This window comes from Nocardia inohanensis NBRC 100128 (assembly GCF_001612945.1).
In the GTDB taxonomy this organism is placed as follows: Bacteria; Actinomycetota; Actinomycetes; order Mycobacteriales; family Mycobacteriaceae; genus Nocardia; species Nocardia inohanensis.
Window position 1 is genome coordinate 502,608 of sequence record NZ_BDBK01000012.1, and the last position, 22,022, is coordinate 524,629.

21 protein-coding genes are annotated in these 22,022 nt (G+C 68.2%); 6 read left to right on the top strand and 15 right to left on the bottom strand.

Annotation, left to right across the window (positions count from 1 at the left end; translation table 11 throughout):
* Window positions 1-25 precede the first annotated feature (25 nt).
* Complete coding sequence (locus tag NI1_RS24680) at window positions 26-622, top strand: helix-turn-helix domain-containing protein (RefSeq protein WP_218026818.1); 597 nt, start codon at window positions 26-28, stop codon at window positions 620-622.
* Between the two features lie 73 nt (window positions 623-695).
* On the opposite strand, the gene NI1_RS24685 is transcribed toward NI1_RS24680, so the two are convergent.
* Window positions 696-1,484 carry a thioesterase family protein gene (locus NI1_RS24685; RefSeq protein ID WP_067825376.1) on the bottom strand — a complete coding sequence of 263 codons (789 nt, stop codon included), beginning with the start codon at window positions 1,482-1,484 and terminating at the stop codon, window positions 696-698.
* A gap of 95 nt (window positions 1,485-1,579) precedes the next feature.
* Window positions 1,580-2,167, bottom strand: coding sequence for a helix-turn-helix domain-containing protein (locus NI1_RS24690; RefSeq protein ID WP_067825059.1), 588 nt, complete (start codon window positions 2,165-2,167; stop codon window positions 1,580-1,582).
* An 81-nt stretch (window positions 2,168-2,248) separates the two neighbouring features.
* Between NI1_RS24690 and NI1_RS24695 the strand changes: the two genes are divergently transcribed.
* Window positions 2,249-3,298 carry an NAD(P)/FAD-dependent oxidoreductase gene (locus NI1_RS24695; protein WP_067825061.1) on the top strand — a complete coding sequence of 350 codons (1,050 nt, stop codon included), beginning with the start codon at window positions 2,249-2,251 and terminating at the stop codon, window positions 3,296-3,298.
* A 52-nt stretch (window positions 3,299-3,350) separates the two neighbouring features.
* Here the strand turns inward: NI1_RS24695 and NI1_RS24700 are convergent, their stop codons facing one another.
* The 3 genes from NI1_RS24700 to NI1_RS24710 all read right to left on the bottom strand — a co-directional run bounded on the left by NI1_RS24700 (window position 3,351) and on the right by NI1_RS24710 (window position 6,182).
* Window positions 3,351-4,103 carry a MerR family transcriptional regulator gene (locus tag NI1_RS24700; RefSeq protein ID WP_067825378.1) on the bottom strand — a complete coding sequence of 251 codons (753 nt, stop codon included), beginning with the start codon at window positions 4,101-4,103 and terminating at the stop codon, window positions 3,351-3,353.
* Window positions 4,104-4,173: 70 nt separating this feature from the next.
* Complete coding sequence (locus tag NI1_RS24705; RefSeq protein WP_067825063.1) at window positions 4,174-5,484, bottom strand: HAMP domain-containing sensor histidine kinase; 1,311 nt, start codon at window positions 5,482-5,484, stop codon at window positions 4,174-4,176.
* Window positions 5,481-6,182 carry a response regulator transcription factor gene (locus NI1_RS24710; RefSeq protein ID WP_157535316.1) on the bottom strand — a complete coding sequence of 234 codons (702 nt, stop codon included), beginning with the start codon at window positions 6,180-6,182 and terminating at the stop codon, window positions 5,481-5,483. Before NI1_RS24710 ends, NI1_RS24705 begins: the two co-directional genes overlap by 4 nt.
* Window positions 6,183-6,605: 423 nt before the next feature.
* On the opposite strand from NI1_RS24710, the gene NI1_RS24715 reads away from it, so the two are divergent.
* Window positions 6,606-8,096: an alpha/beta fold hydrolase gene (locus NI1_RS24715; RefSeq protein WP_245663383.1), complete on the top strand. Its 1,491-nt coding sequence runs from the start codon at window positions 6,606-6,608 to the stop codon at window positions 8,094-8,096.
* On the opposite strand, the gene NI1_RS24720 is transcribed toward NI1_RS24715, so the two are convergent.
* Window positions 8,093-8,380, bottom strand: a complete 288-nt coding sequence (locus NI1_RS24720; protein WP_067825065.1) for a hypothetical protein — start codon at window positions 8,378-8,380, stop codon at window positions 8,093-8,095. The two genes, NI1_RS24715 and NI1_RS24720, sit on opposite strands and share 4 nt — an antisense overlap.
* Window positions 8,381-8,734: 354 nt before the next feature.
* On the opposite strand from NI1_RS24720, the gene NI1_RS24725 reads away from it, so the two are divergent.
* Window positions 8,735-11,122, top strand: a complete 2,388-nt coding sequence (locus tag NI1_RS24725; RefSeq protein WP_084523654.1) for a phosphoketolase family protein — start codon at window positions 8,735-8,737, stop codon at window positions 11,120-11,122.
* 10 nt (window positions 11,123-11,132) lie between these two features.
* Here the strand turns inward: NI1_RS24725 and NI1_RS24730 are convergent, their stop codons facing one another.
* Together NI1_RS24730 and NI1_RS24735 are read right to left on the bottom strand one after the other, a co-directional pair.
* Window positions 11,133-12,683, bottom strand: a complete 1,551-nt coding sequence (locus tag NI1_RS24730) for a molybdopterin-dependent oxidoreductase (protein WP_245663384.1) — start codon at window positions 12,681-12,683, stop codon at window positions 11,133-11,135.
* Window positions 12,684-12,728: 45 nt separating this feature from the next.
* Window positions 12,729-13,391, bottom strand: coding sequence for a fasciclin domain-containing protein (locus NI1_RS24735; RefSeq protein ID WP_067825067.1), 663 nt, complete (start codon window positions 13,389-13,391; stop codon window positions 12,729-12,731).
* 344 nt (window positions 13,392-13,735) lie between these two features.
* Here NI1_RS24735 and sigK point away from each other — a divergent pair, with 344 nt between their 5' ends.
* Complete coding sequence (gene sigK, locus NI1_RS24740; protein WP_067825069.1) at window positions 13,736-14,392, top strand: ECF RNA polymerase sigma factor SigK; 657 nt, start codon at window positions 13,736-13,738, stop codon at window positions 14,390-14,392.
* A complete protein-coding gene (locus tag NI1_RS24745; protein WP_067825071.1) occupies window positions 14,385-15,125 on the top strand; it encodes an anti-sigma factor in 741 nt (246 codons plus the stop codon). The genes sigK and NI1_RS24745 overlap by 8 nt, the downstream gene beginning before the upstream one ends.
* A gap of 14 nt (window positions 15,126-15,139) precedes the next feature.
* Here NI1_RS24745 and thpD read toward each other — a convergent pair whose 3' ends face one another.
* From thpD to NI1_RS24780, 7 genes are all read right to left on the bottom strand, one after another.
* Entirely contained in the window at window positions 15,140-16,024 is an 885-nt protein-coding gene (gene thpD / locus NI1_RS24750) for an ectoine hydroxylase (protein ID WP_067825073.1), read from the bottom strand.
* An 18-nt stretch (window positions 16,025-16,042) separates the two neighbouring features.
* A complete protein-coding gene (locus NI1_RS24755; RefSeq protein ID WP_067825075.1) occupies window positions 16,043-16,435 on the bottom strand; it encodes an ectoine synthase in 393 nt (130 codons plus the stop codon).
* 1 nt (window position 16,436) lies between these two features.
* Window positions 16,437-17,711, bottom strand: coding sequence for a diaminobutyrate--2-oxoglutarate transaminase (ectB, locus tag NI1_RS24760; RefSeq protein ID WP_067825388.1), 1,275 nt, complete (start codon window positions 17,709-17,711; stop codon window positions 16,437-16,439).
* Entirely contained in the window at window positions 17,708-18,259 is a 552-nt protein-coding gene (gene ectA / locus NI1_RS24765) for a diaminobutyrate acetyltransferase (RefSeq protein ID WP_067825077.1), read from the bottom strand. Before ectA ends, ectB begins: the two co-directional genes overlap by 4 nt.
* A 76-nt stretch (window positions 18,260-18,335) precedes the next feature.
* Window positions 18,336-19,061 carry a response regulator transcription factor gene (locus NI1_RS24770; protein ID WP_067825079.1) on the bottom strand — a complete coding sequence of 242 codons (726 nt, stop codon included), beginning with the start codon at window positions 19,059-19,061 and terminating at the stop codon, window positions 18,336-18,338.
* A gap of 111 nt (window positions 19,062-19,172) precedes the next feature.
* Window positions 19,173-19,670: a winged helix-turn-helix transcriptional regulator gene (locus tag NI1_RS24775; RefSeq protein ID WP_067825081.1), complete on the bottom strand. Its 498-nt coding sequence runs from the start codon at window positions 19,668-19,670 to the stop codon at window positions 19,173-19,175.
* Window positions 19,667-21,916 carry a molybdopterin-dependent oxidoreductase gene (locus NI1_RS24780; protein WP_067825083.1) on the bottom strand — a complete coding sequence of 750 codons (2,250 nt, stop codon included), beginning with the start codon at window positions 21,914-21,916 and terminating at the stop codon, window positions 19,667-19,669. Before NI1_RS24780 ends, NI1_RS24775 begins: the two co-directional genes overlap by 4 nt.
* Window positions 21,917-22,022 lie beyond the last annotated feature (106 nt).

Genomic DNA, 22,022 nt, shown 5'->3' on the forward strand with positions numbered 1-22,022 from the left:
AATGGCGCACAGCGAAAGGGGACGAGTGGGCATCGAGGCGGAAAACGGTCGCTGGCAACGACTGGGCCAGGTGGTGCACGCCCGGCGCCTGTCGGCCCGGCTCACCCTCGCGCAATTGGCCGAGCAGGCGGAGTTGTCGCAATCGTTTCTGAGCCAGTTCGAGAACGGGCGCAGCAACACCAGTCTGCGTTCACTGCAACGCATCGCCGACGCACTGGGCACCACCGCCACCGAATTGCTGGCGGGCAGCGATACCGCCGTCCACTCCCCCGTCGTGCGCGCCGACGAGGACACGCGGCTCCCGCAGACCGAGCCCGTCGACGGGTCGGTTCGTTCGCTCGTGCACGGCGAAAGAGATCTGCGCGCACTGGAATTCACCGGCGGCACCAGCCGGGGCGATCGCGAGTTCACCCACGACAACGACGAATTGATCTATGTGGTGCGCGGGTCGATCACGGTGGCGGCGGGCGATGACGAGCTCACGCTGCACGCCGGCGACACCTACTACTGCGCCGCCGGTGTACGGCATCGCTGGTGGGCGCGGAGCGACGACACCACCACCCTGGTGCTGGCGGTCGCGGACGGGATGACCGTGCGCCGCCGCCCGCACCGCGCTCGCTGAACCCCTTACGGCGACAGCGCTTCCCGGTATTTGCGGCGTGCTCGCAATGAATCCGGAGAGTTACAGCTTCCGGTCAGCCCCGGGCGCGCACTTCCAGGATCTGGAGTTGCCGGCCGATCGGGCCCTGCTCGTCGTGCAGCACGGTCGAGCACATGCCGACGCCGTCCGGGCCGATGGAGGTCTGGACTTCGACGCCGATCCAATCGCCGACGGGCAGCCGGAACAGGTCGGCGGTCAGGTCGGTGTTGAGGAAGGTCCAATGCGCCGGATCGAGTTGCGCACCAACGCCGTTGGCGATGTCGGCGACGGAGAACACCCGCACGAGCGGGCTCGTCTCCTCACCCTCGACGACCTCCACGAGCGGGCGGACCCAACCGGCACGCGCCCCCTCCACGATCGCGTCGCGAATGTCGACCGAGCGCACGTACCCGACATCCCAGCCCGGCGGGAAGGCCGACCAGTCGATGACCTCGCGCGCGGGCACCGGCGGCAGCGGCCGGTCGAAGGTCAGGGCCACCTCGGCGGTCTCGCTCGTGGCGAGCCGCCAGGCGCGGGCGGTGGCCACCACGCGGCGGGAACCGTCGGGCTGGGTGGCCGCGAGCTCGGCCGCGACCAGTTCCACGCGTTTGCCGGGGCGCTCGATCCAGGCGCGGACTTCGATCTCCGCCACCGGGATCGGACCGAGGATCTCCATGGTGAAGCGGGCGACCCGGGCGCCGGGGCGCGGCTCGCATTGTTCGATGGCGCGGGCCAGCAGCGCCGATGGCGGGGCGCCGTGCTGCATGGTCGGGGCCCAGACGCTGATGGTGGATTCGGTGGCGAGGAAACGCTGGTAGCCGTCCGCGCCCGGGCCGAGCGGGATGTAGTAGGCGCGGGTAGCCGGGGCATTGCTCTCCGGGGCGCCCGACGGGGTCGTTTCACTCGCTAACGTCACTGGGTCAAGGTATCAACCGCGGGTCAGCCGTTCCGTTTGGGTTTGGCTCGCACGTGCGCGCGTTCGCCCTGCTTGCCGAAGAGGCTGAGGAATTCGACGGGTTCGGTGTCGGCCGCGCCGAACCAATGCGGTTCGCGGGTATCGAATTCGGCCGCTTCGCCCGGACCGAGGATCAGGTCGTGGGCGCCGAGGATCATGCGCAGGCGGCCGTTGAGGACGTAGAGCCATTCGTAGCCCTCGTGCACCTGCGGATTCGGTTCGGAGCGTTTGGAATCCGCCGGGATGATGATCTTGTACGCCTGAATGCCGCCCGCGCGCCGGGTCAACGGGAGCATGGTCATGCCGCCGCGTTGCACCGCGCGCAGGTGCACGCGCGGGTCGCCGGTGAGCGGGGCGTCGACGAGCTCGTCGAGGGTCACCCCGTGTGCGCGGGCCAGTGGCAGCAATTGTTCGAGGGTGGGCCGCCGCGCTCCCGACTCCAGCCGCGACAGCGTGCTGACCGAGATTCCAGTGCCGGCCGAAAGCTCCGCGAGGGTGGTCTCGCGCGATCGTCGCAGCTCACGCAGGCGAGGGCCGACACCGTCCAGGGCCCGATCGGTTTCGTCGTCCATCTCTGTAGTTTGCCAGAACGGCAAGAAACATTGCCAGGCTGGCTCGGCCCCGGGCACGGTGGTCGGCAGGAGGTGGTCAGGATGACCGAACTGCTGAACGACAGCTATGACGTGGTGGTGATCGGCGGCGGGGCAGCCGGGTTGAACGGGGCGTTGATGCTCGCCCGCGCCCGCCGCTCGGTACTGGTGATCGACGCGGGACAGCCGCGCAACGCACCCGCCGACGGGGTGCACGGGCTGTTCGCCAGGGAAGGCGTGCCGCCGGCCGAGCTGATCGCGCGCGGCCGGGAGGAAGTGCGCGGCTACGGCGGCCACATCGTGAACGGTGAAGTCGTCACGGCAGTCCGCGATCGGGCCGATGACGAGATCACAGGCGCGGCCGGCCGGGGCGCGGCGACCGCCGATCACCAATCCGCTTCGGATAGAGCCGGTTTCACGGTGACGCTGGCCGACGGGCGGACGGTGCGGGCGCGGCGGCTGCTGGTGACCACCGGGCTGGTGGATGAGTTGCCGGAGATCGAAGGGCTGCGCGAGCGCTGGGGTCGCGATGCGATCCACTGCCCGTACTGCCACGGCTGGGAGGTCCGGGACCGGGCGATCGGCGTGATCGGCAACGGCCCCATGGCAGTTCACCTGGCGCTGCTGTTCCGGCAGTGGAGCGAGGACGTGATGTTCTTCGCGCACACCCTGGACGCACCCGAGGGTGAGCAGGCGGAACAGCTTGCGGCACGGGGTATTCCGGTGGTGATCGGCGAGGTCAGCGCGGTGGAGACCGAGGACGATCGGCTCACCGGGGTGCGGCTCGCGGACGGTACGCGGGTGGCACGCGCGGCACTGGCCGTGCCCACCCGGATGGTCGCGCGGGCGGGGACGCTGGCCGGGCTGGGATTGCATCTCGTCGAACACCCCAGTGGCGCAGGCGAATACATTCCCGCCGATGCGACCGGCCGCACCGATGTCCCCGGCGTGTGGACCGCGGGCAATGTCACCGACCTGACCGCTCAGGTGGGTAATGCGGCGGCCGCCGGCGCGATGGCCGGAGCGCAGATCAATGCGGATCTGGTCAACGAGGAGATCCGCGATGCGGTGACCGCCTATCGCGCGGCCACCGAACCGGCGGGCGTGCACTGACGCTCACCGGCAGGGCGGCGTGCCGGGTGACTCCGGCACGCCGCCGCGGCGCTCAGCTCAACCGGGCGTTGGCGTACACCGCCATGGCATCGCGGTAGTACTCGGCGAGCCCCGGGGCGATGCGGTCGTAGTTGGCTTTGAACCGCTCGTCCTCGACGAACATCTGGCCCATGCAGGTGTAGGCGTTCCGGTCGGGCGTCCAACCGGCGCTGACACTTCGGTAGTGCTGGTCGATTTCGGCCTGTACCGCCGGGTCGCTCACGTCCACATTGGCGACCATGAGTTCGGCCATGCGGATCATCGCCGCGGTCATCTCGCGCTGCATGCGGTCGATATCGGCCGGGGTCAGGTCGGCCATCGCGGCTTGGGCCTGTTCGAACTCCTTCGGCCAGCGGGCTCGCGCTTCGTCGTCGTATCGGTGGTGGTCGAAGCCTTCGAACAGGTTCTCCGGCCGGCTGATCTTGGTCATATCGCGGTTTCCCTCCAGTTCGGCAATGGTGCGCTCGACGGTCCGGGTCACGGCGGCCAGCGAATCGGCTTGGATGCGTAGTCGTTTGTGGTGTTCGCGCAGCGCGTCCAAGGGGTCGCGCTGTTCGGCCAGCACCGCGGCTATCTCGTCCAGGCTCAGTTCCAGGCGGCGCAGCACGAGGATCTGCTGGAGCAGCAGGAGCTGTTCGACCTCGTAATAGCGGTAGCCGTTGGAACCGATCCGCGCCGGTTTCAGCAATCCGATCTCGTCGTAGTGCCGGAGCGTGCGGGAGGTGATGCCCGCCATCCGGGCCACCTGTGTGATGGACCAGGCCATCGTTGTCACCACCTCCTGGTTGGGTTGTCCGGCACTTTCACGAAAGGTAGAGGTTGCCGTAACGGCAAGGTCAAGGCTGCGCCGCGGGGCAGGGCGGGAGTTCGAAACCGATGGTGCCACCCGGGCCCGGTTCGGCGAAGACCGTGCCGTGGTGGGCGGCCACGATATCGGCGACGATGGCCAGGCCGAGGCCGGAGCCCGCGGTGCCCTGCGCTTCGCGGGTACGGTGGAACCTGTCGAAAATGGCTGTGACCGAACCGGATTCGATACCGGGACCTCGGTCGTGCACCGCCAGCCGCGTACCCAGGATACGAATATCGATGGGCGTGCCGGCCGGACTGAACTTCACGGCATTGCCCAGCAGGTTGTCCACGCAACGCGCCAGAGCTTTCGGCCGGGCGCGTACGGGCTCCGGTGCCGTACAACTCACGGTGATGGTCCGGCCGGTGCGATGTCGGAAACGCCGTGCGCACTCCTCCGCCACATCGGCCAATTCCAGCCGCACCGCATCCTCGTCGGCGTATTGGTCGGTCGAGAGTTCGACCAGTTCACCGACCAGTTCATCCAGCGCCCGGATCTCCGTGACCAGGGTGGTGAGCACCTGTGTCTCGTCGGCTTCGGGGAGCCGGCCGCGGGCGCGTTGCAGCAGTTCGGCGCTGCCGCGAATGGAGGTGAGCGGGGTGCGGAGTTCGTGACCGGCATCCTGGACCAGGCGCTGCTGCTGGGCGCGCGACTGCCGCAGCGCCCGCAGCATGGTGTCGAAACTCTTTGTCAGCCTGCCGATTTCGTCGTGTCCCGCACCGGGCAGCGTGGTGGATAGATCGCGCGTGGTGGTGATGTGCTCGGTGGCGGTGAGCAGGCGGCGCACCGGCCGCAGGATCCGGCCGATCGCCAGCCAGGCCAGCAGGGCCGACAACAGCACCGCGCCGATGGTGACACCGGCTGTGCGCCACAGGAATTGCTTGTCGATGCGTTCGGATTCGCGGTAATGCTGGGCGACCATCACCGCACCGCCGGGCGCGGGCCGGGTGATGATGTCGTACGGTTCGCCGTCCAGCTCGATGTCGACACGCGCTGTGCCGCTACCGGTGCCGGCGATGTCCTGGTCGGCAGCGGTGACCGGGAGGATGCGCCCGCCCGGCGTGAGCGACTTGACGCTGCCGTCCGCGCGCACCAGCTGCTCGACGATATCGGGGCGCGGTGGCAGCACCGCGCCGCTGTTCAATACGGCGACAGCGGCATCGGCGCGGTCGTTGAGGCTGTACTCGAGCTGGTCGATGACCAGGTCACGCGCATTGCGGTACGAGGTCGCCAGAATGAGCGCGATGGCCAGGACGGTGACCGCGACGGCCACGGCGGCGATGCGGGTGCGCAGCATCATGACGGCCGCACCGTGTAACCGACATTGCGGATGGTGTGGATGATCCGGGGTTCGCCGCCCTCCTCGGTCTTGCGCCGCAGATACCCGATGTACACATCGAGTGAACGCGATTCGGTATCGAAGTCGAAGCCCCAGATGTGCTCGTAGATCTGACTGCGAGACAAGACGATTCGCGCATTCCGCAGCAGCAGTTCGAGCACGTCGAACTCGGTCTTGGTGAGATCGAGCTCGCGCGCGCCGCGAAACACCTGGCGGGTGGCGGGATTCAGGCTCAGGTCGCCGATGGCGAGCAGCGCCGGTTCGGCGTCGTATCGGCTGCGGCGCAGCAGCGCCCGCAACCGGGCCAGCAATTCCTCCGTATCGAACGGTTTGGGCAGGTAGTCGTCGGCTCCGGCGTCCAGCCCGGCCACCCGATCCCCGGTCTGCTGACGGGCGGTGAGCACCAGAATCGGGAGATGGTCGCCCCGGCGGCGCAGCTGCCGGCACAGCGACAGACCGTCCAGTCGCGGCATCACCACATCCACGATGGCCAGATCGGGCCGCCGTACCGCCAGCGATTCGAGCGCCTCCACCCCGTCGGCGGCCAGCTCCACCCGATAGCCCTCGAAGCGCAGCAGCATGTCCAGGGTGCTGCGCACATTCGGATCGTCTTCGACGACCAGGACGGTCGGGGCGGCGGCTGCGGTCGGGGTGCTCACCCGTCAATGTTGCCCACAGATTGCCTCAACACCCGTGACGGATCCCGCGATTCGTGACCGCCGTCACCGCCGGGGCGACCGACCACGCCGCGCCAGCGCCGTGTCCGTGCTCAGCTCCCCGTGGACCCGTTCCCGGTGATCCCGCTCCCCGTGGGCCGGCTCCCAGTGATCCCCGCTCCCCGTGGTCTCGGTCGCGGTGGTCCGGCTCCAGGTGGCCCCGCTCGTGGCGATCCCGCGGCAAGTGGTCCCGGTCCCGTTTGACTCGGGCTGGGCGAATCGCGGCTCGAGCGGGCCTGACAAACGGTTCGGCCGGATTCTTACGCGCCTTTGCCTTTTCCCTGCCGTGCCCTTGATCCCCTCACGAGAAGCTCATGGTTGTCCGGTTAGACCGGTCGAAGGTTTTGCGAGAGAGGGCGTTTCGGAATGGTGAAGAAGACGGTGCGGCGGACCGGACTGTTGCTGGCGCTCGCGGTGACCGCCGGGGTGATCACGGCGTGTGGCGGGGCGCAGCCGGCGGCGACGCCGGAGTGGTGCCCGGCCGTCGCCGAGCATCGGGTGGATTGCGGGACGGTGAAACGGTCGATCGTGGCGGGGCAGCCGGAGCTGGGGTCGGTCGATGTGGCGTATGCGCTGGTGCGGCACAGCGATTCGGCGGTGGCGACGGCGGGCACCATCACCCCGAATCCGGGCGGGCCGGGGGTGCCGCTGATTTCGCATGCCCCGGAGGCGGTGCAGTTGACCGGGGATCTGCTCAGCGATCACGATCTGTTGCTCATCGATGCGCGCGGCACCGGGTTGTCGGGTCCGCTGGAGTGCGGTGGCAGCGAAGCGGATCACCAGTTCGGTAACCGGGAACAGCAGCGGAAGATGGCGGCCGATTGCGCTTCGGCGCTCGGGCCGAAGGCCGCCGGGTACACCTCGGCCGCGACCGCCGACGATTTCGATGCGGTGCGCGCGCACCTGGAGATCCCGAAGCTGGTGCTGTACGGCATCTCCTACGGCACCTATCTGACGCCGGTGTACGCGCAGCGGCATCCCGACACCGTGCAGTCGATGGTGCTGACCGGCGCGTATCCCGCCGACGCGGACCGGTTGGCGCGCCCGAATGCCGAGGCGGTATCGCTTGCGCTGCAACGCATCTGCCAGCGCAGCGGAGTCTGCGACGGCAATCAGGCGGTCGCGGACCTGCGCACCGTCGCGGCTCGCTTGCGCACCGCCCCGCTGGAGTTCACCTCCCCGCGCCCCTTCGCCCTGACCGAGGCCAAGCTGGCCACCTGGGTGTTCGAGGCCGCGACCTCGAATGTCGGCGCGGATCCGACCGCCATGACGCCGCTGGGACTGCTGCCCGCCGCCCTGCGGGCCGCCGCGACCGGCGACGACACCGCGCTGCGGCAGTGGGCGCAGCAGATCGCGGCGGAGTCGGCGTACGAGAACATCGGCGCGTATCTGACCGTCACCTGCAACGACTACCCGACCCTCTGGAACACCGACGCCAACCCGGCGCAGCGCCGGCAGCAGTACGACGCCGCCATCGCCGCGGCCGGTGACCTCGGCGCGTTCAGCGCCGCCGGTTTCGCCGCGGGTCAGCGCGACGGCGGTGACGCCTGCATCGACTGGCCCGCCACCTCCGCGACGCGCCCGCACGATATGACCGAGCAGCTGCCGGATGTGCCGGTGCTGGTGCTCTCCGGTGACCTCGACGCCATCACGCCCGATGCCAACGGCAAGCTGGCCGCGGCCCGGTTCCCGCACGCCACCTTCATTTCGGTGCCCAACACCGGCCACGTGCCGGATCTGGAGCCCAGCGGTTGCGTGGTCGGTGTGGTGGGCAACTTCATCCGCACCGGAACTCCGGGCGCGACGGAATGCGTGGCAGCCATTCCGCCGATCGCGGTGGCCCCGGTCGCGCCTTAGTGCAGCGCGATCCGTAGCGGGTGGGCGGGATCGAAGATGGAGCGCGGCGGTCCCTCCCCCGCCGGGTGCACCTCGAGTTTCCCGTTGTCGTTGAGCAGGATCCGGCGCCCGGGGTAGGTGCGCTGGGCGATTTCGATATCGCGTTCGTCGAACAGGTCGCGACCGGTGAAGACGAGTACGCCGAAGTGCAGTTCGGTGGCGTAGACGCTCGCGGGCCAGCGATGTAGCCAGACGTCGAGATCGAAGAGAGTGTTGGGTTTGGGCAGGTCAGTGCCGACCGTCATGCGGCGATCCTAGACCCGGGTGCGGCCGGTCCGGAATACCTTCTGTCCCTTTCGCGCGACCCGCCCCGGCGTTTCGCCGAGCCGATCACGGGAAGAGCGGCAAAAGGCCGATCGCGGAAGAGCACCGAGTGGTCGATCCCGGGCACGGAAGCCGATCGAGAGCAGCGTCCCGAGGGCGGGTGCGCGGGTTCCCGTATCGTGGGCGGCAGCCCGGAAAGCACGACATCGCAGACATTCCACGCAGCAGTCGAACGCGCGAAAGGGTGTGCCGTGAGCACTACGAGCGAATCCGCGACCAGCGAGTCGCAGGACGATACATCGGCGGACAATCTCGGTGGCAAGGGCGGGGACACCATCGCGCCGAGTCCGTATCGGCTGGAGCAACTCCCCGGGCCGCTGAGCTCCGGCGAACTCGCCACCCTCGACGCGTGGTGGCGGGCGGCCAACTATCTCGCGGTGGGGCAGATCTATCTGCTGGCGAACACGCTGGTGCGCGAACCGCTCGCCGCCGAGCACATCAAACCGCGACTGCTCGGGCACTTCGGCACCGTGCCGGGGCTGAATCTGGTGTGGGCGCACGCCAATCGCGCCATCCGGGCCCGGGAGCTGAACGCCGTCTTCGTGGCCGGGCCGGGACACGGCGGACCCGGGCCCAATGCGTGCGGATGGCTGGAGGGCACCTATTCGGAGCTCTACAGCCACATCCCGCGCGATGGCGAGGGTATGCGAGAGCTGTTCGCGCAGTTCTCCTTTCCCGGCGGCGTGCCGAGCCATTGCGCACCCGAGACGCCGGGATCGTTCCACGAGGGCGGTGAGCTGGGCTATTCGCTGCTGCATGCTTACGGTGCGGCACTGGACAATCCGAGCCTGACGGTGTTCTGCGTGATCGGTGACGGCGAAGCGGAGACCGGACCGCTCGCGGGCAGCTGGCACGCCAACAAGTTCCTGAACCCCGCCCGCGACGGTGCGGTGGTGCCGATTCTCGCGCTCAACGAGTACAAGATCGCCAATCCGACTGTGCTGGCGCGCATCCCGGAGTCCGAGCTGATCTCCCTGCTGCGCGGCTACGGCTACGAGCCGGTCATCGTCGCGGGCGACGATCCGAGCGCCGTGCATCAGGACATGGCGCGGGCCATGGACGACAGCCTGGACCGGATCGCCGAGATACAAAGGGCCGCCCGCGCGGACGGTTCCGGCGAACGCGCCGGCTGGCCGATGATCGTATTGCGCACCCCGAAAGGCTGGACCTGCCCGCCGGTCGTGGACGGCGACCGGGTGGAGGGCACCTTCCGCGCCCATCAGGTGCCGCTGCCCGCGGCCCGCACCGATGCCGGGCATCGCGCGGTGCTGGAGCAGTGGCTGAAATCGTATCGCCCGCAAGAACTTTTCGACGACGATGGTCGCCCGGTGCCCGAGCTGCGCGACTTCCCGCCCGCCGGCGACCGGCGCATGAGCGCCAACCCGGTCGCCAATGGCGGCCTGCTGCTGCGCGATCTGCGATTGCCGGACTGGCGGGACTCCGCGGTGGAGGTGCTCGTACCGGGCGCGGTGAAGCACGAGGCCACCCGGGTGCTGGGCGGCTGGCTCCGCGAGGTCACCCGCGCGAACCCCGACAACTTCCTCACCTTCGCGCCGGATGAGCTGGCCAGCAACCGATTACAGGACATTCTCGAGGTCACCGGCCGCGACTGGCAGGCCGAGGTCGGCGAATACGACGTCAAGCTCGACCGCACCGGCCGCGTCATCGAGGTGCTGTCGGAACACATGTGCCAGGGCCTGCTGGAAGGCTATCTGCTGACCGGCCGCCACGGCGTTTTCACCTGCTACGAAGCCTTCATCCACATTGTCGACGCCATGTTCAACCAGCACGCCAAATGGCTCGACGCCAGCTCCGCGGTGGACTGGCGGCGGCCCATCGCCAGCCTGAATTACCTGCTCTCATCACATGTCTGGCGGCAGGACCACAACGGCTTCACCCATCAGGACCCGGGCTTCCTGGACGTCGTGCTCAACAAGAAACCCGAGATCGTGCGCGTCTACCTGCCGCCGGACGCCAATACCCTGCTGTCCACCTACGACCACTGCCTGCGCTCGCGCCACTACGTGAATGTCGTGGTGGCAGGCAAACAGCCGCAGGAATCGTGGCTCTCGACCGAAGACGCGGCGGTGCACTGCGCGCGGGGCATCGGCATCTGGCCGTGGGCGGGCAACAACGACGAAGAGGGCACCGCACCCGACGTGGTGCTGGCCTGCGCGGGCGACGTACCGACCCTGGAAACCCTTGCCGCGGCCAAGATCCTGCGCGAGCGCCTGCCCGAGCTGCGCGTCCGCGTGATCAATGTCGTCGACCTCATGCGCCTGCTCCCCAGCGAGGAGCACCCGCACGGTCTGCCCGACCGCGAGTTCGACACTCTCTTCACCCGCGACCGCCCGGTCATCTTCGCCTTCCACGGCTACCCGTGGCTGGTGCACCGGCTCACCTACCGCCGCACCAACCACGACGAGCTGCACGTCCGCGGCTACAAGGAGAAAGGCACCACCACAACGCCTTTCGACATGGTGATGCTCAACGACCTGGACCGCTACCACCTGGTCATGGACGTCATCGACCGGGTACCGGCGCTGCGCGAGAAGGCGGCGGGCCTGCGGCAGGAGATGGTCGACGCCCGCTGGCAGGCCCGCGCCTGGACGCGCGAGCACGGTGAGGACATTCCGGTGGTGGCGGATTGGAAATGGACCTGAGCCAACCGATTCAGCGGATGGTGACGACCCGGTTGTGCCATCCGGTGGAACCGCTGGGGAACGGCGCGGCGCGGTCGGCGGTCTGGGTCACGCCGGTGCGATCGGTGGCGCGGACGCGCAGCGTATGAGTGCCGGGCGTGGCCTGCCACTGCCATCGCCATTGCCGCCAGGTGTCGAGGCTGTACTCGGCGGCGAGAGTCGCCTCCTGCCAGGGTTGTTCGTCCACCTGAACCTCGACCCGGTCGATGCCCCGGTGCTGCGCCCAGGCCACCCCGGCGACGGTGACCGGGCCGGCGTCGAGGGTGGCGAAGGCGGCGGGCACGTCGATGCGGGCGGCGGTCTTGATCGGGGCCCGGTCCGCCCAGCCGCGGTCGGTCCAGTACGCGCGGGCGCGGTCGAAACGGGTGATCTCCAGGTCCACAACCCATTTCGTGGCCGACACGTAGCCGTAGAGCCCGGGCACGATCAGCCGGGCCGGATAGCCGTGCTCGACCGGCAGCGGTTCGCCGTTCATGCCGATGGCCAGCAGCGCGTCACGCCCGTCCAGGATCGCCGAGAGCGGTGTGCCCGCGGTGAAGCCGTCGATACTGCGCGACAGCACCATATCGGCGTCGGAATGGACGCCTGCCGTCGACAGCAGCCCGGCGAGTGGATATCCGAGCCAGCGGGCGGTTCCGGCCAGGTTCCCGCCCACCTCGTTGGAGACGCAGGTCAGGGTGATCACGCGCTCGACGGGAGTCCACTCGCGCAGCCGGTCGAAGTCGAATTCCACGGTGCGGTCGGTCATTCCGTGTATCCGCAAACTCCAGTCCGCGCTGAGCAGGGCGGGTAATCGCAGCGCGGTGTCGACGCGATAGAAGTCCCGGGACGCGGTCCGGAACGGGGTAATGCCGTCGACCGGCAACTCCACTCCCGCCGGCGCCGGTGGCGCTGCCCGCACCCGGGGCAGCACGAATCCCGCTCGATCGGCGACCACATCGTGTAGCCGGGTGGCCAGGATCCGTCCGGCGACGGCCGCTCCCGCGACCAACGCTGCGACACCGGCCGCGGCGAACAGGAATCCGCGCCGCGACGCCGCCCCGGGAGCCTCTGCGACCCCCGGCGGCACGGCGGCCGGACCGGGCGCGCGCTGGATCAGGAACCGCAGCACGCCGACACCCGCGATCGTCCCCGCCACCGCCGGAAGCACGAAAAGCGCTGTGGCCGTGGGCCGCTGCCAGGCCGCACCGGCGACCACCGCACCGAGCACCACCAAAAGCGCACTACCCACCGGCCGGCGCCGCTCGAACAGCCCGATGATCGCGGCTCCCACCGCCATGACCGCCGCCATCGATACGAACAACGCGTCCTTGTCCCGGCTCCCGAAGCGGCGAATCGCCGCCTGCTTCAACGCCTGCGGGGTGTGATCCACCACCGTCGCGCCCAGGGCGTAGAACGGCGAGGCGGCCGGATCGATGAACGCGGCCACCAGCTGCCCGACCCCGAGCACGGTCGCGCCGGCCAGCAGCCCCGCCGTGATCGCCGCCCACCAGCGGGTCGAATCCCGCACGGACACAGTCACTCCGAACACCTCACCGAGCCGAACACGGTCATGGGCAACGCCGGATCAGGCGGGCGGCATCAACACGGAGTCGATCAGATACACGGTGGCATTGGCGGTTTCGACGCCGCCGCAGATCACCGACGCGTCCGCGACCTTGATGTCGTTGCCGGTGCGGGTCACCGTGACGTTCGCGCCCTCGACCGTCGGGTGCGTCCCGGCGATCTTGTCGGGCGCGATGCGCCCCGGCACCACGTGATAGGTGAGGATCTTGGTCAGCGTCGCCGAGTCCGTCTTCAGGCCGTCGATGGTCGCGGCCGGGATCTTCGCGAACGCCGAATCGACGGGCGCGAACACCGTGAACTTTCCGCCGTTCAGGGTGTCCACCAGGTTCACCTGCGGGTTCAGTTGCCCGGAAACCGCGGCGACCAGGGTCTTCAACAGCGGATTGTTCGACGCCGCGACGGCGACCGGGTCCTGCGCCATCCCGCTGACCGATCCGGCGCCGGTGGGCACCTGCTCGGCATAGCTCTGGCAGCCGGGCCCGACCAGATTGGCGGCGGCGTCGGCACGAGCCGCGCTACCGGTCGCGGCCGAAGTGGTGGTGGAACTGCTGTCGGACTTGTCGTCCGAGCACGCGGTCAGCCCGAGCACCGCCGCGGTGACCGCCAGCGTGGCCGCGAATACCCGCGGCGCCGAAGTCCGGGCGGTACGCTGTGTCGCATTCATCTCGTATATCTCCTTGGCGAGGACGTGCCCGACCCGTAAACCGGATTTCGGGCAGCAGTGAAGGGGCCGGCGGACCGGTGGTCGTCAGCGAAGGGATCGGACGGCCACCGGCGCTCGGCGGGCGGTCCGAGACCGCCCCGGGCGCTCGAGGGTACGTATCCGGTGAGCGCTGAATGGGTTTCGCGCTGCCGGCCGAGAGGGTTTGGTCGATTTCCGAATTTGTGTGATCGGCTCGAAAACATCACGATGCGGCCGAACCATGACCGGTCGCGTATCGAAATGGAGGTATGCGGTCAGCACGTCACGGAGGAATTACCATCCCCTACCCACGGAGCAGCACCACCATGGCGGATGAACAACGCGGGTACCCGGTCGGAATCGAAGCACCCGACGAGGACCCCGCGCCGGTCTGCCCGGCGTCGCGGCCCGGCGCGGATCCCGAGACCGTGCGCCGGCTGATCGACCTGCTGGCCGCCATCGCCGACGGCGACCGCGAGGCCTTCACCGAGTTCTATCGCAGCACCCACCATCGGGTGTTCGGTCTGGCACTACGGATACTGCGCCGGGTGGCGGCGGCCGAGGACGTGGCGCAGGAGGTCTATCTCCAGGTGTGGAACACCGCGGGTCGCTACGATCCGAGGCTGGCCGGGCCGATGGGCTGGCTCATGATGCTCACCCACCGGCGGTCGGTGGACCGGGTGCGTGTGGAAGCCGCGACGACCGCCCGGGATATCGCGTACGGACATCGGCACCTGGGCCGCGATCACGATATCGTCGCCGAAACCGTGGCACAGCACTCCGACGAACGGGCGGTGGTCCAGTGCCTGGAGGTGCTGACGCGCACCCAGCGTGAAACCCTCGCGCTGGCCTACTACGGCGGCCGCACCTACAACGAAGTCGCCGCCCAGCTGGAGATTCCGTTGAACACGGTGAAATCGCGGATTCGCGACGGGCTCAAACGCTTGCAGAACTGCCTGACAGGAGCGGTGACCGATGTCTGAACAGCCCTCCGACACCGAGCTGCTCGAGCACGCACACCCGTACGCGCTCGATGCCATGTCCGAGGTCGACCGAAGGCGGGTCGAGGCGCTGCTCGACGCGGCCGAAGCGGCGCAGGCCGATGCTTTCCGCGCCATCGTGCGCGATATTCGCGACACCCTGGCGGATCTGACCGCCGTCGATGCCCGGGAAGCTCCCCCGGAACTGGAGGCGCGGATCCAGCGCGCCCTGGATCGGCAGCTAGGTCTGCTGTCCGGGCCGCCGGCCTCGGTCACCGCGCTGCGCCGGATTCCGCCCGGCGTCCGCTGGCTCGCGGCCGCCGCGCTCGTCGCGGCGCTGGCATTGGGCGCGGTCGCCGTGATCGACGCTGTGCGGCAACCGGATTCGGGCACTCTCACCGCCCAGCAGGTCCGCACCCGCGATGATGCCAGGTCCGCCGGGGTGCCGATCACCGGGGGCGGCACCGCCGATGTCATCTCCTCGCGCGAATTGGACGCCGCGGTGCTGACTTTCGATGCGCTGCCGACGCCTCCCGACGGGCGGGTGTATCAGCTCTGGTTGATTCCCGAAGGCGGGCAACCCCGTTCGGCGGGAGTGCTCACCACTGTGCCCACCGACCGGGCCCCACTGCTGATCCGGTTGGATTCGGCACGTGTTCTCGCCGTTTCGATCGAGCCGGTGGGCGGGTCCACCCAACCCACCACCGACCCGATCGTCGCGGTACCACTGGCCTGATCACGCGCCGAGAACTACAGCACCGGCGTGAAGTCGCGGCTCGCAATGTATTCCGGCCGCGGATACGGCGCCGCGTACGGATCCAGCAGGGTGTTCTCGACGCTGTTGAACACCAGGAAGATGTTCGAGCGCGGGAACGGGGTGATGTTGCCGGACGAGCCGTGCATGATGTTCGAATCGAAGAGCAGGGCCGAGCCGGCACGCCCGGTGAACTGGGCGATACCGTACTTCCCGGCCAGTTCGGCGATATCGGCTTCGGTGGGCACGCCGACTTCCTGCTCACGCAACGAATCCCGGTAATGGTCGTCCGGCGTCTCGCCCTGACACGGCACGAAGGTGCGATGCGAGCCGGGCATGACCATCAGGCTGCCGTTGAACGGGTAGTTGTCGGTCAGCGCGATGGACAGGCTGACCGCGCGCGGCGTGGGCATACCGTCCTCGGAGTGCCAGGTCTCGAAATCCGAGTGCCAGTAGAAGCCGGCGCCCCGGAAGCCGGGCATGTAGTTGACCCGGCTCTGATGCAGGTACACATCCGAGCCGAGGACCTGGCGGGCCAGGCCCGCGATCCGGCTCTCCCGCACCAGCTCCGCGACCATGGCGCTGATCTTGTGCACCTCGAACAGCGACCGCACCTGGTTCGACGACTTCTCGATGATCACGCGTTCGTCGAGCCGCAGCTCGGGATCGTTTGTCAGCCGGCCGATTTCGGCGGCGAAATCGGCGACCTCCAGCGGATCGAGCAGACCGTCGATGACGGCGTACCCGTCATTGTCGAAGTTCGCCAGCGCCGGGGTGCCGATGGTGCCCCAGACGGTCGGATCGTCGCGGTCGATATGCGGCGTGCCCACCATGGTGCGGGTCCGGTAGCGGTCGATACGGATGTTGTCGGACAACGTCATTCGAGCTCCTGAAGTGGCTCAGTCGGCGGCGACGGCCAGGGGGTAGACGCCGTTCTCGTCGTGGACCTCCTGTCCGGAGACCGGCGGATTGAACACGCACAGCATGCGCATACGGGTGCGGGCGAACAGCCGGTGGCGTTCGTTGCCGTCGAGCAGGTACATCGAGCCGGGGCCGAGTTCGTAGGTGACGCCGTGGTCCAGATCGACCAGGGTGCCTTCGCCCTCGGTCAGCCAGACCGCCTCGATGTGATGCTGGTAGTGGAATTCGTGGACGGTGGATTCCTCGATGGTGGTCTCGTGGAAGGAGAATCCGACTCCGTCACCGGCCAGCACGATGCGCTTGCTACGCCAGCCCGGGCCCGCCACATCGCGTTCGGTGCCGGTGATCTCGGCGGTGGTGCGCACGATCATCTCAGATCCCCCGCCCGCCGTAGACCGCGTCCATGGAGGCCGACAGCAGCTCCAGGCCGTGATCGAGCTCCGGTTCGGTAATCGTCAGCGGCGGAAGCAGTTTCACCACTTCGTCCTCGGGACCGGAGGTCTCCACCAGCAGGCCGCGATCGAAGGCCGCCTCGCACACCTTGCTGGCCTGCGACGCGTCGTCGAACACGATGCCGTGCACCATGCCGCGGCCGCGGGCGGTGACGCCCTCGAAGCCGGAGACCAGTCCGGTCAGCGCGCGCTCGATGCGATCACCCTTGGCGAGCGTGGCCACTTCGAGCGCATCGTCGGACCAGTAGTGCCGTAGCGCGGTGGTCGCTGTGATGAAGGCTGGATTGTTGCCACGGAAGGTGCCGTTGTGCTCGCCCGGCGCCCACTGGTCGAGTTCGGGCTTGAACAGCACCAGCGCCATCGGCAATCCGTAGCCGCCGATCGACTTGGAGAGGGTGACGATATCGGGGGTGATGCCGGCGTATTCGAAGGAGAAGAACGGCCCGGTGCGGCCGCAACCCATCTGCACGTCGTCGATGATGAGCAGAATCTCTCGCGCCGAGCACAATCCGGCCAGTTTGCGCAGCCAGTTCGCGCCGGCCAGGTTCACCCCGCCCTCACCCTGCACGGTCTCCACGATCACCGCGGCGGGCAGATCCACACCCGAGGAGGCGTCGTCGAGGGCGCGCTCCATCCAGATGAACGACTCGTCCTGGTCATCGGAGAGATAGCCGTCGTAGGGCATGGCGGTGGCGTGCTGCAACGGCACACCCGCACCGGCCCGCTTGGCGGCATTGCCGGTCACCGACAGCGCGCCCAGCGTCATGCCGTGGAAGGCATTGGTGAAGTTGAGGATCTCGGTGCGGCCGGTGACCTTGCGCGCCAGCTTCAGCGCGGCCTCCACCGCGTTGGCGCCGGTCGGTCCCGGGAACTGCACCTTGTAGTCGAGCCCGCGCGGCTGGAACACATTGGTGCGCAAGGTTTCCAGCAGTTCACGCTTGGCGATGGTGGACATGTCCAGCGCGTGCGTGATGCCGTCCCCGGCCAGGTATTCGATGAGCGCGCGCTTGAGCACCGGATTGTTGTGCCCGTAGTTCAGCGCGCCGGCGCCCGCGAAGAAGTCCAGGTAGTCGCGCCCGGTCTCATCGCGCAGCCAGGCTCCGGAGGCGGTGTCGAACACCGTCGGCCAGGAGCGGCAGTAGCCGCGCACATTGGACTCCATGGTCGCGAAGATGCTCATATCGGGGCTGTTCATCGCCATTCCTCCTGGTGGGTGATTGGTGCGATGCGGTACAGGTCTTCCGGTTCGTGCCCGTCGGGGAAATCCCCGGGCGCGAACAATGCCGAGCGCGTCAGCCGTGCGCCACGACGGCGGGCCAGCGATCGGAACATGGCGATGGACGCCGGGTTGTCCGGTGAGATGGTGGTCTCCAGCCGGGAAACGCCCTGCCGCGCTTGTCCTTCGACGAGCGCGTCGAGCAGGGCGACGCCCAGGCCGCGCCCGCGGTGCCGGTGATCGACCGCGACCTGCCACACGAAAATGGTGTGCGGGTCCTGCGGCCGGGTGTAGCCGGTGACGAAACCGGCCAGCTCGCCGTCGATTTCGGCGACCACCGAGGTGTCGGCGAAATCCCGGCACCAAAGCAGGTAGGCGTAACTGGAATTGGCGTCGAGGACCCGGGAGTCCTTGGCCATGGCCCAGATCCGGGCGCCGTCGGCGACGACTGGTTCACGGATCAGGATGGACGGTTCAGCCAGAAGTTGCGGTGCTATTGCGTCAATGTTGCTGATTGTGGTCTGCATGACCAACTCAGACTGTCAAGCGATCTTTGAGGTCTACCGTACGAACTCATTACGATCACATGACGATCCGATGACCTCAGCGCCGCATATCCAGTCGATAGCCCAGGCCGCGCACGGTAACCACGATGCGTGGGTCCGAAGGGTCTGTTTCGATCTTCGTTCGCAGGCGACGCACGTGTACGTCCACGATCCGTTCGTCACCGAAGAAGCCTTCGTCCCAAGCTTTTTCGAGCAGTACGGCCCGGCTGAGCACGCGCCCGGGGTTGGCTGCCAATTCGCACAGCAACCTGAATTCGGTGATGGTGAGGTGTAATTCCTCGTCACCGCGGCGCACCACACCGCCTTCGGGTGACAACACCAGCGGCGCACCGTGATCCGCGTCGAGGATCACCTCCAGCGGCGGTTCCAGGACCGGATCCTCCGGCAGCGCCCCGAGCCGGGGACGACGGCGCAACGCTCGCATGCGCGCGCTCATCTCCTTGATCTCGAACGGCGCGGTGACGAAATCGTCGGCTCCGGCTTCGAGCACCGCGACCACGTCGTGGGTGTCGCCGTGGTCACTCACCACGATGATCGGCACCTCGTGTTCGCGCCGAACTTCGCGGATACAGCTGAAGACGTCCATCTCGCCGACCATCAGGTCGACGATCATCACGTCGGGTGCGCCGTGCACCCGCAGCTGCTCCAGCGCGACCTCGGCCTCGGCGGCCTCGGACACGTCGTAACCCTCGGCCTCCATCGCGACTCGTAACTCTCCGCGGACCCGGTCGTCGTCTTGCACGATCATCAGGCTCGCGCCCATATCCCATACCCCTCACACATATGCGGACGGTCTGGAATACCCGTGGTCCTGTTGATCAACCGCCGGCGGGCCGGTTTGTGAGAACTCCCACAGCCGTCCCGGCTACCGGTTTCAGTCGCCGAAACGGCCGGTGGCCAGGGCTTTCTCCCGCAAACGCGGCGGAAAGCCGGGGCCCAGGCGGGCGGAGACATCTTGCTGCCGGAGCGGTTCACGGCAGTGCGCGCACACCACTTCGGCGTGCGTGTCATGGTCGCAGGCGTCGTGATGCAGTACCACCGGCGCCCCCGCCTCGGGGGCCAGCCAGCGGTCGCCCCAAGCCATCATGGCGGCGATCACGGGGAAGAACTCCCGGCCCTGATCGGTGAGCAGGTACTCGTGCCGGACCGGGCGCTCCTGGTACTGCACCCGGTCCAGCATGCCCTCCTCGACCAGCCGGGTCAGCCGCTGGGTGAGCACATTGCGGCTGAGTCCGAGGATGCGCTCGAATTCGTCGAACCTGGTCGCGCCGTAGCAGGCTTCGCGCAGGATCAGGGGCGTCCACCAGTCACCGATGAGGTCCACGGTGCGGGCGACCGTGCAGGGCCAGTTGGCGAAGGTGGTGCGCTTCATGCGGTCACGGTATCCAGGCGGGCGGGGACGTACTTGTGCCAGGGGGTGCCGACCCACTCGTCGCGGGAATCGAATTCGGTGAGTTCGTTGGGGGCGACGCCGGTCTGCACCGGCTTGCCGTTGTCGTCGTCGACCGCGAGCCCGAAACCGTTGGGCAGCGAGAGGTGTCCGGGACGCATGCGGTCGGTGGGCTCCACCGGTACCTCGGTGCTGCCGCGGCGGGTGGTGAGCAGCACCCGGTCTCCGGCGCTCACGCCCAGGCGTTCGGCATCGGTTTCGCTCATGCGCAGGGTGCCGGCACCGTCGCGTTTGCGCCAATCCGGGTCGCGGACAATGGTATTGGCGGTGAAGGCACGGCGTTCACCGGCCGAGAGCACGAACGGCCAGTCACCGGGATCGGAGTCCAGGTCGGGCAGCGTGGCCAGCACCTCGAGCAGGTCGGTCAGATCGAGGCGGACTTTGTTGCCGCGCAGGCGATTCCAGGTGACGTCGTAGTCGTCCTCGGTGATGACGATGCCGTGCGCACCGGTGAGGATGGCTTCGAACAGGCGCTCACCCGCCTCCAGACCCGTGCCGTATCCGGCCCGTTCGACGCTCTGCGGGAATTTGCGGACGCAGTTGTAGGCGGCGGCCCAGAGCATGGCCGCGGCGGCGGCCCCGTCGGGCAGGGTCTGCCCGAGGGTCCGATACAGCAGCACCGGAACCAGTTTCGACTTGGCGGGGTCGGCCAGAATGCCCAGGAAGGCCATGGCGAACGCTTCCCGGCCCTGCTCGAGTGCGACGCGCAACGGCGCGTAGTCGTCCTCGCCGAGCACCCCCGCGGCCTCCACCAGCCGGGCATGGATCTCCGGCTCGGCCAGCACGCCCTCGGGCGCGGGCAGCACCGGATGCCGCAGGTGGAAGATATTGCGCGGGAAGTCGAAATTGAAGAACGTCGCCTCGTACTTCTCGAACTGAGTGGGCGCGGGCAGGATGTAATCGGCCAGGCGGCCGGTCTCGGTCATGGCCACATCCACGACCACCACCAGTTCCAGCGCTTCCAGGGCCGCGCGCATGCGGGCCGAATCCGCCAGGGAATGCACGGGATTGGCCGATTCGATGAACATGGCGCGATAGCGGGCCGGGTGATCGGTGAGGATCTCCTCGGTGATCACATTGCAGGGCACCAGGCCGCTGATGATGGGCGCGCCGGCGACCGGGCTCTCGGGCCCCTCCCCCATCGGATGCCCGCGATCGTGTCCGAGCGCGGCCAAACCCGTGAAAGCGTATTGCGCGCCCGGCTTTCCGAGGTTGCCGGTGAGCATCCACACCAGCTTCTCTATATAGCTGACCACCGTGGAGTACCGGTTCATCTGTACGCCGAGGTCTTCGAGCGCGGCCACCGACTCGGCGCGGGCCAGCCGGTGCGTGGCGGCGGTGACCAGGTCGAGGTCGACATCGGCGATGGCGCAGTACTTCTCGATCGGTACGGCGCGCAGCACTTGCAGCACCTCGTCCGCGCCGGTGGTGTGCTCGGCCAGCCATTCGGCATCGATCAGGTTGTCGCGCAACAGTATCGCGGCCATCGCCGTCAGCAGGTACACGTCGGTGCCCGGCCGCAGCTGCAAATGGAAGTCGGCCAGCTCCGCGGTCTCGGTGCGCACCGGATCCAGCACGATCATCGAGCGCGCCGGGTCCTTGTGGATCTCCTTCAGCACCGTGCGCGCTCGCGGAAACCCGTGCGACTGATAGGGATTCTTGCCGACGAAGAACGCCACCTCGGCATGCTCCACATCGGCCCGGACCGGATGCCCGAACATGCGCGCCCCGACCCAGAAGTCACCGGTCTTCTCCTGCGCCAGCGCGCTGGAGCGGTACTTCATGCCGAACGCGGCCATGGTCGCCGGGGCGTACGCGCCGCCCAGGTGATTGCCCTGCCCGCCGCCGCCGTAGTAGAAGATGGATTCGCCGCCGTGCCGCAGCTTGATCTCCAGCAGCCGCGCGGTGATCTCCGAAATCGCGGTGTCCCAGTCGATTTCCTCGAACTCGCCGTCCGCGCGCCGCCGCAGCGGTGCGGTCAGCCGCCCGACCCGCCCGTTCTGATAGTGATCCAGCCGCAGCGCCTTGTTGCAGGTGTACCCCGCCGACGCCGGATGCAGTTTGTCCCCGCGGATCTTCTCGAAGGACCGGCCATCCGGCCCCACCAGCACTTGGATACCGCAGTTGCACTCGCACAGGATGCAGGCCGTGGGCTTCCACTCCGTCATGCGGTCAGCGTAAGCGAGTCAGTTCACTAGCGCTACCCACTCGGCGAAATTGTCCGAGACGCGTGACATAGGGTGGGACAACACATTGCCTCGACAGCAGGGGAGG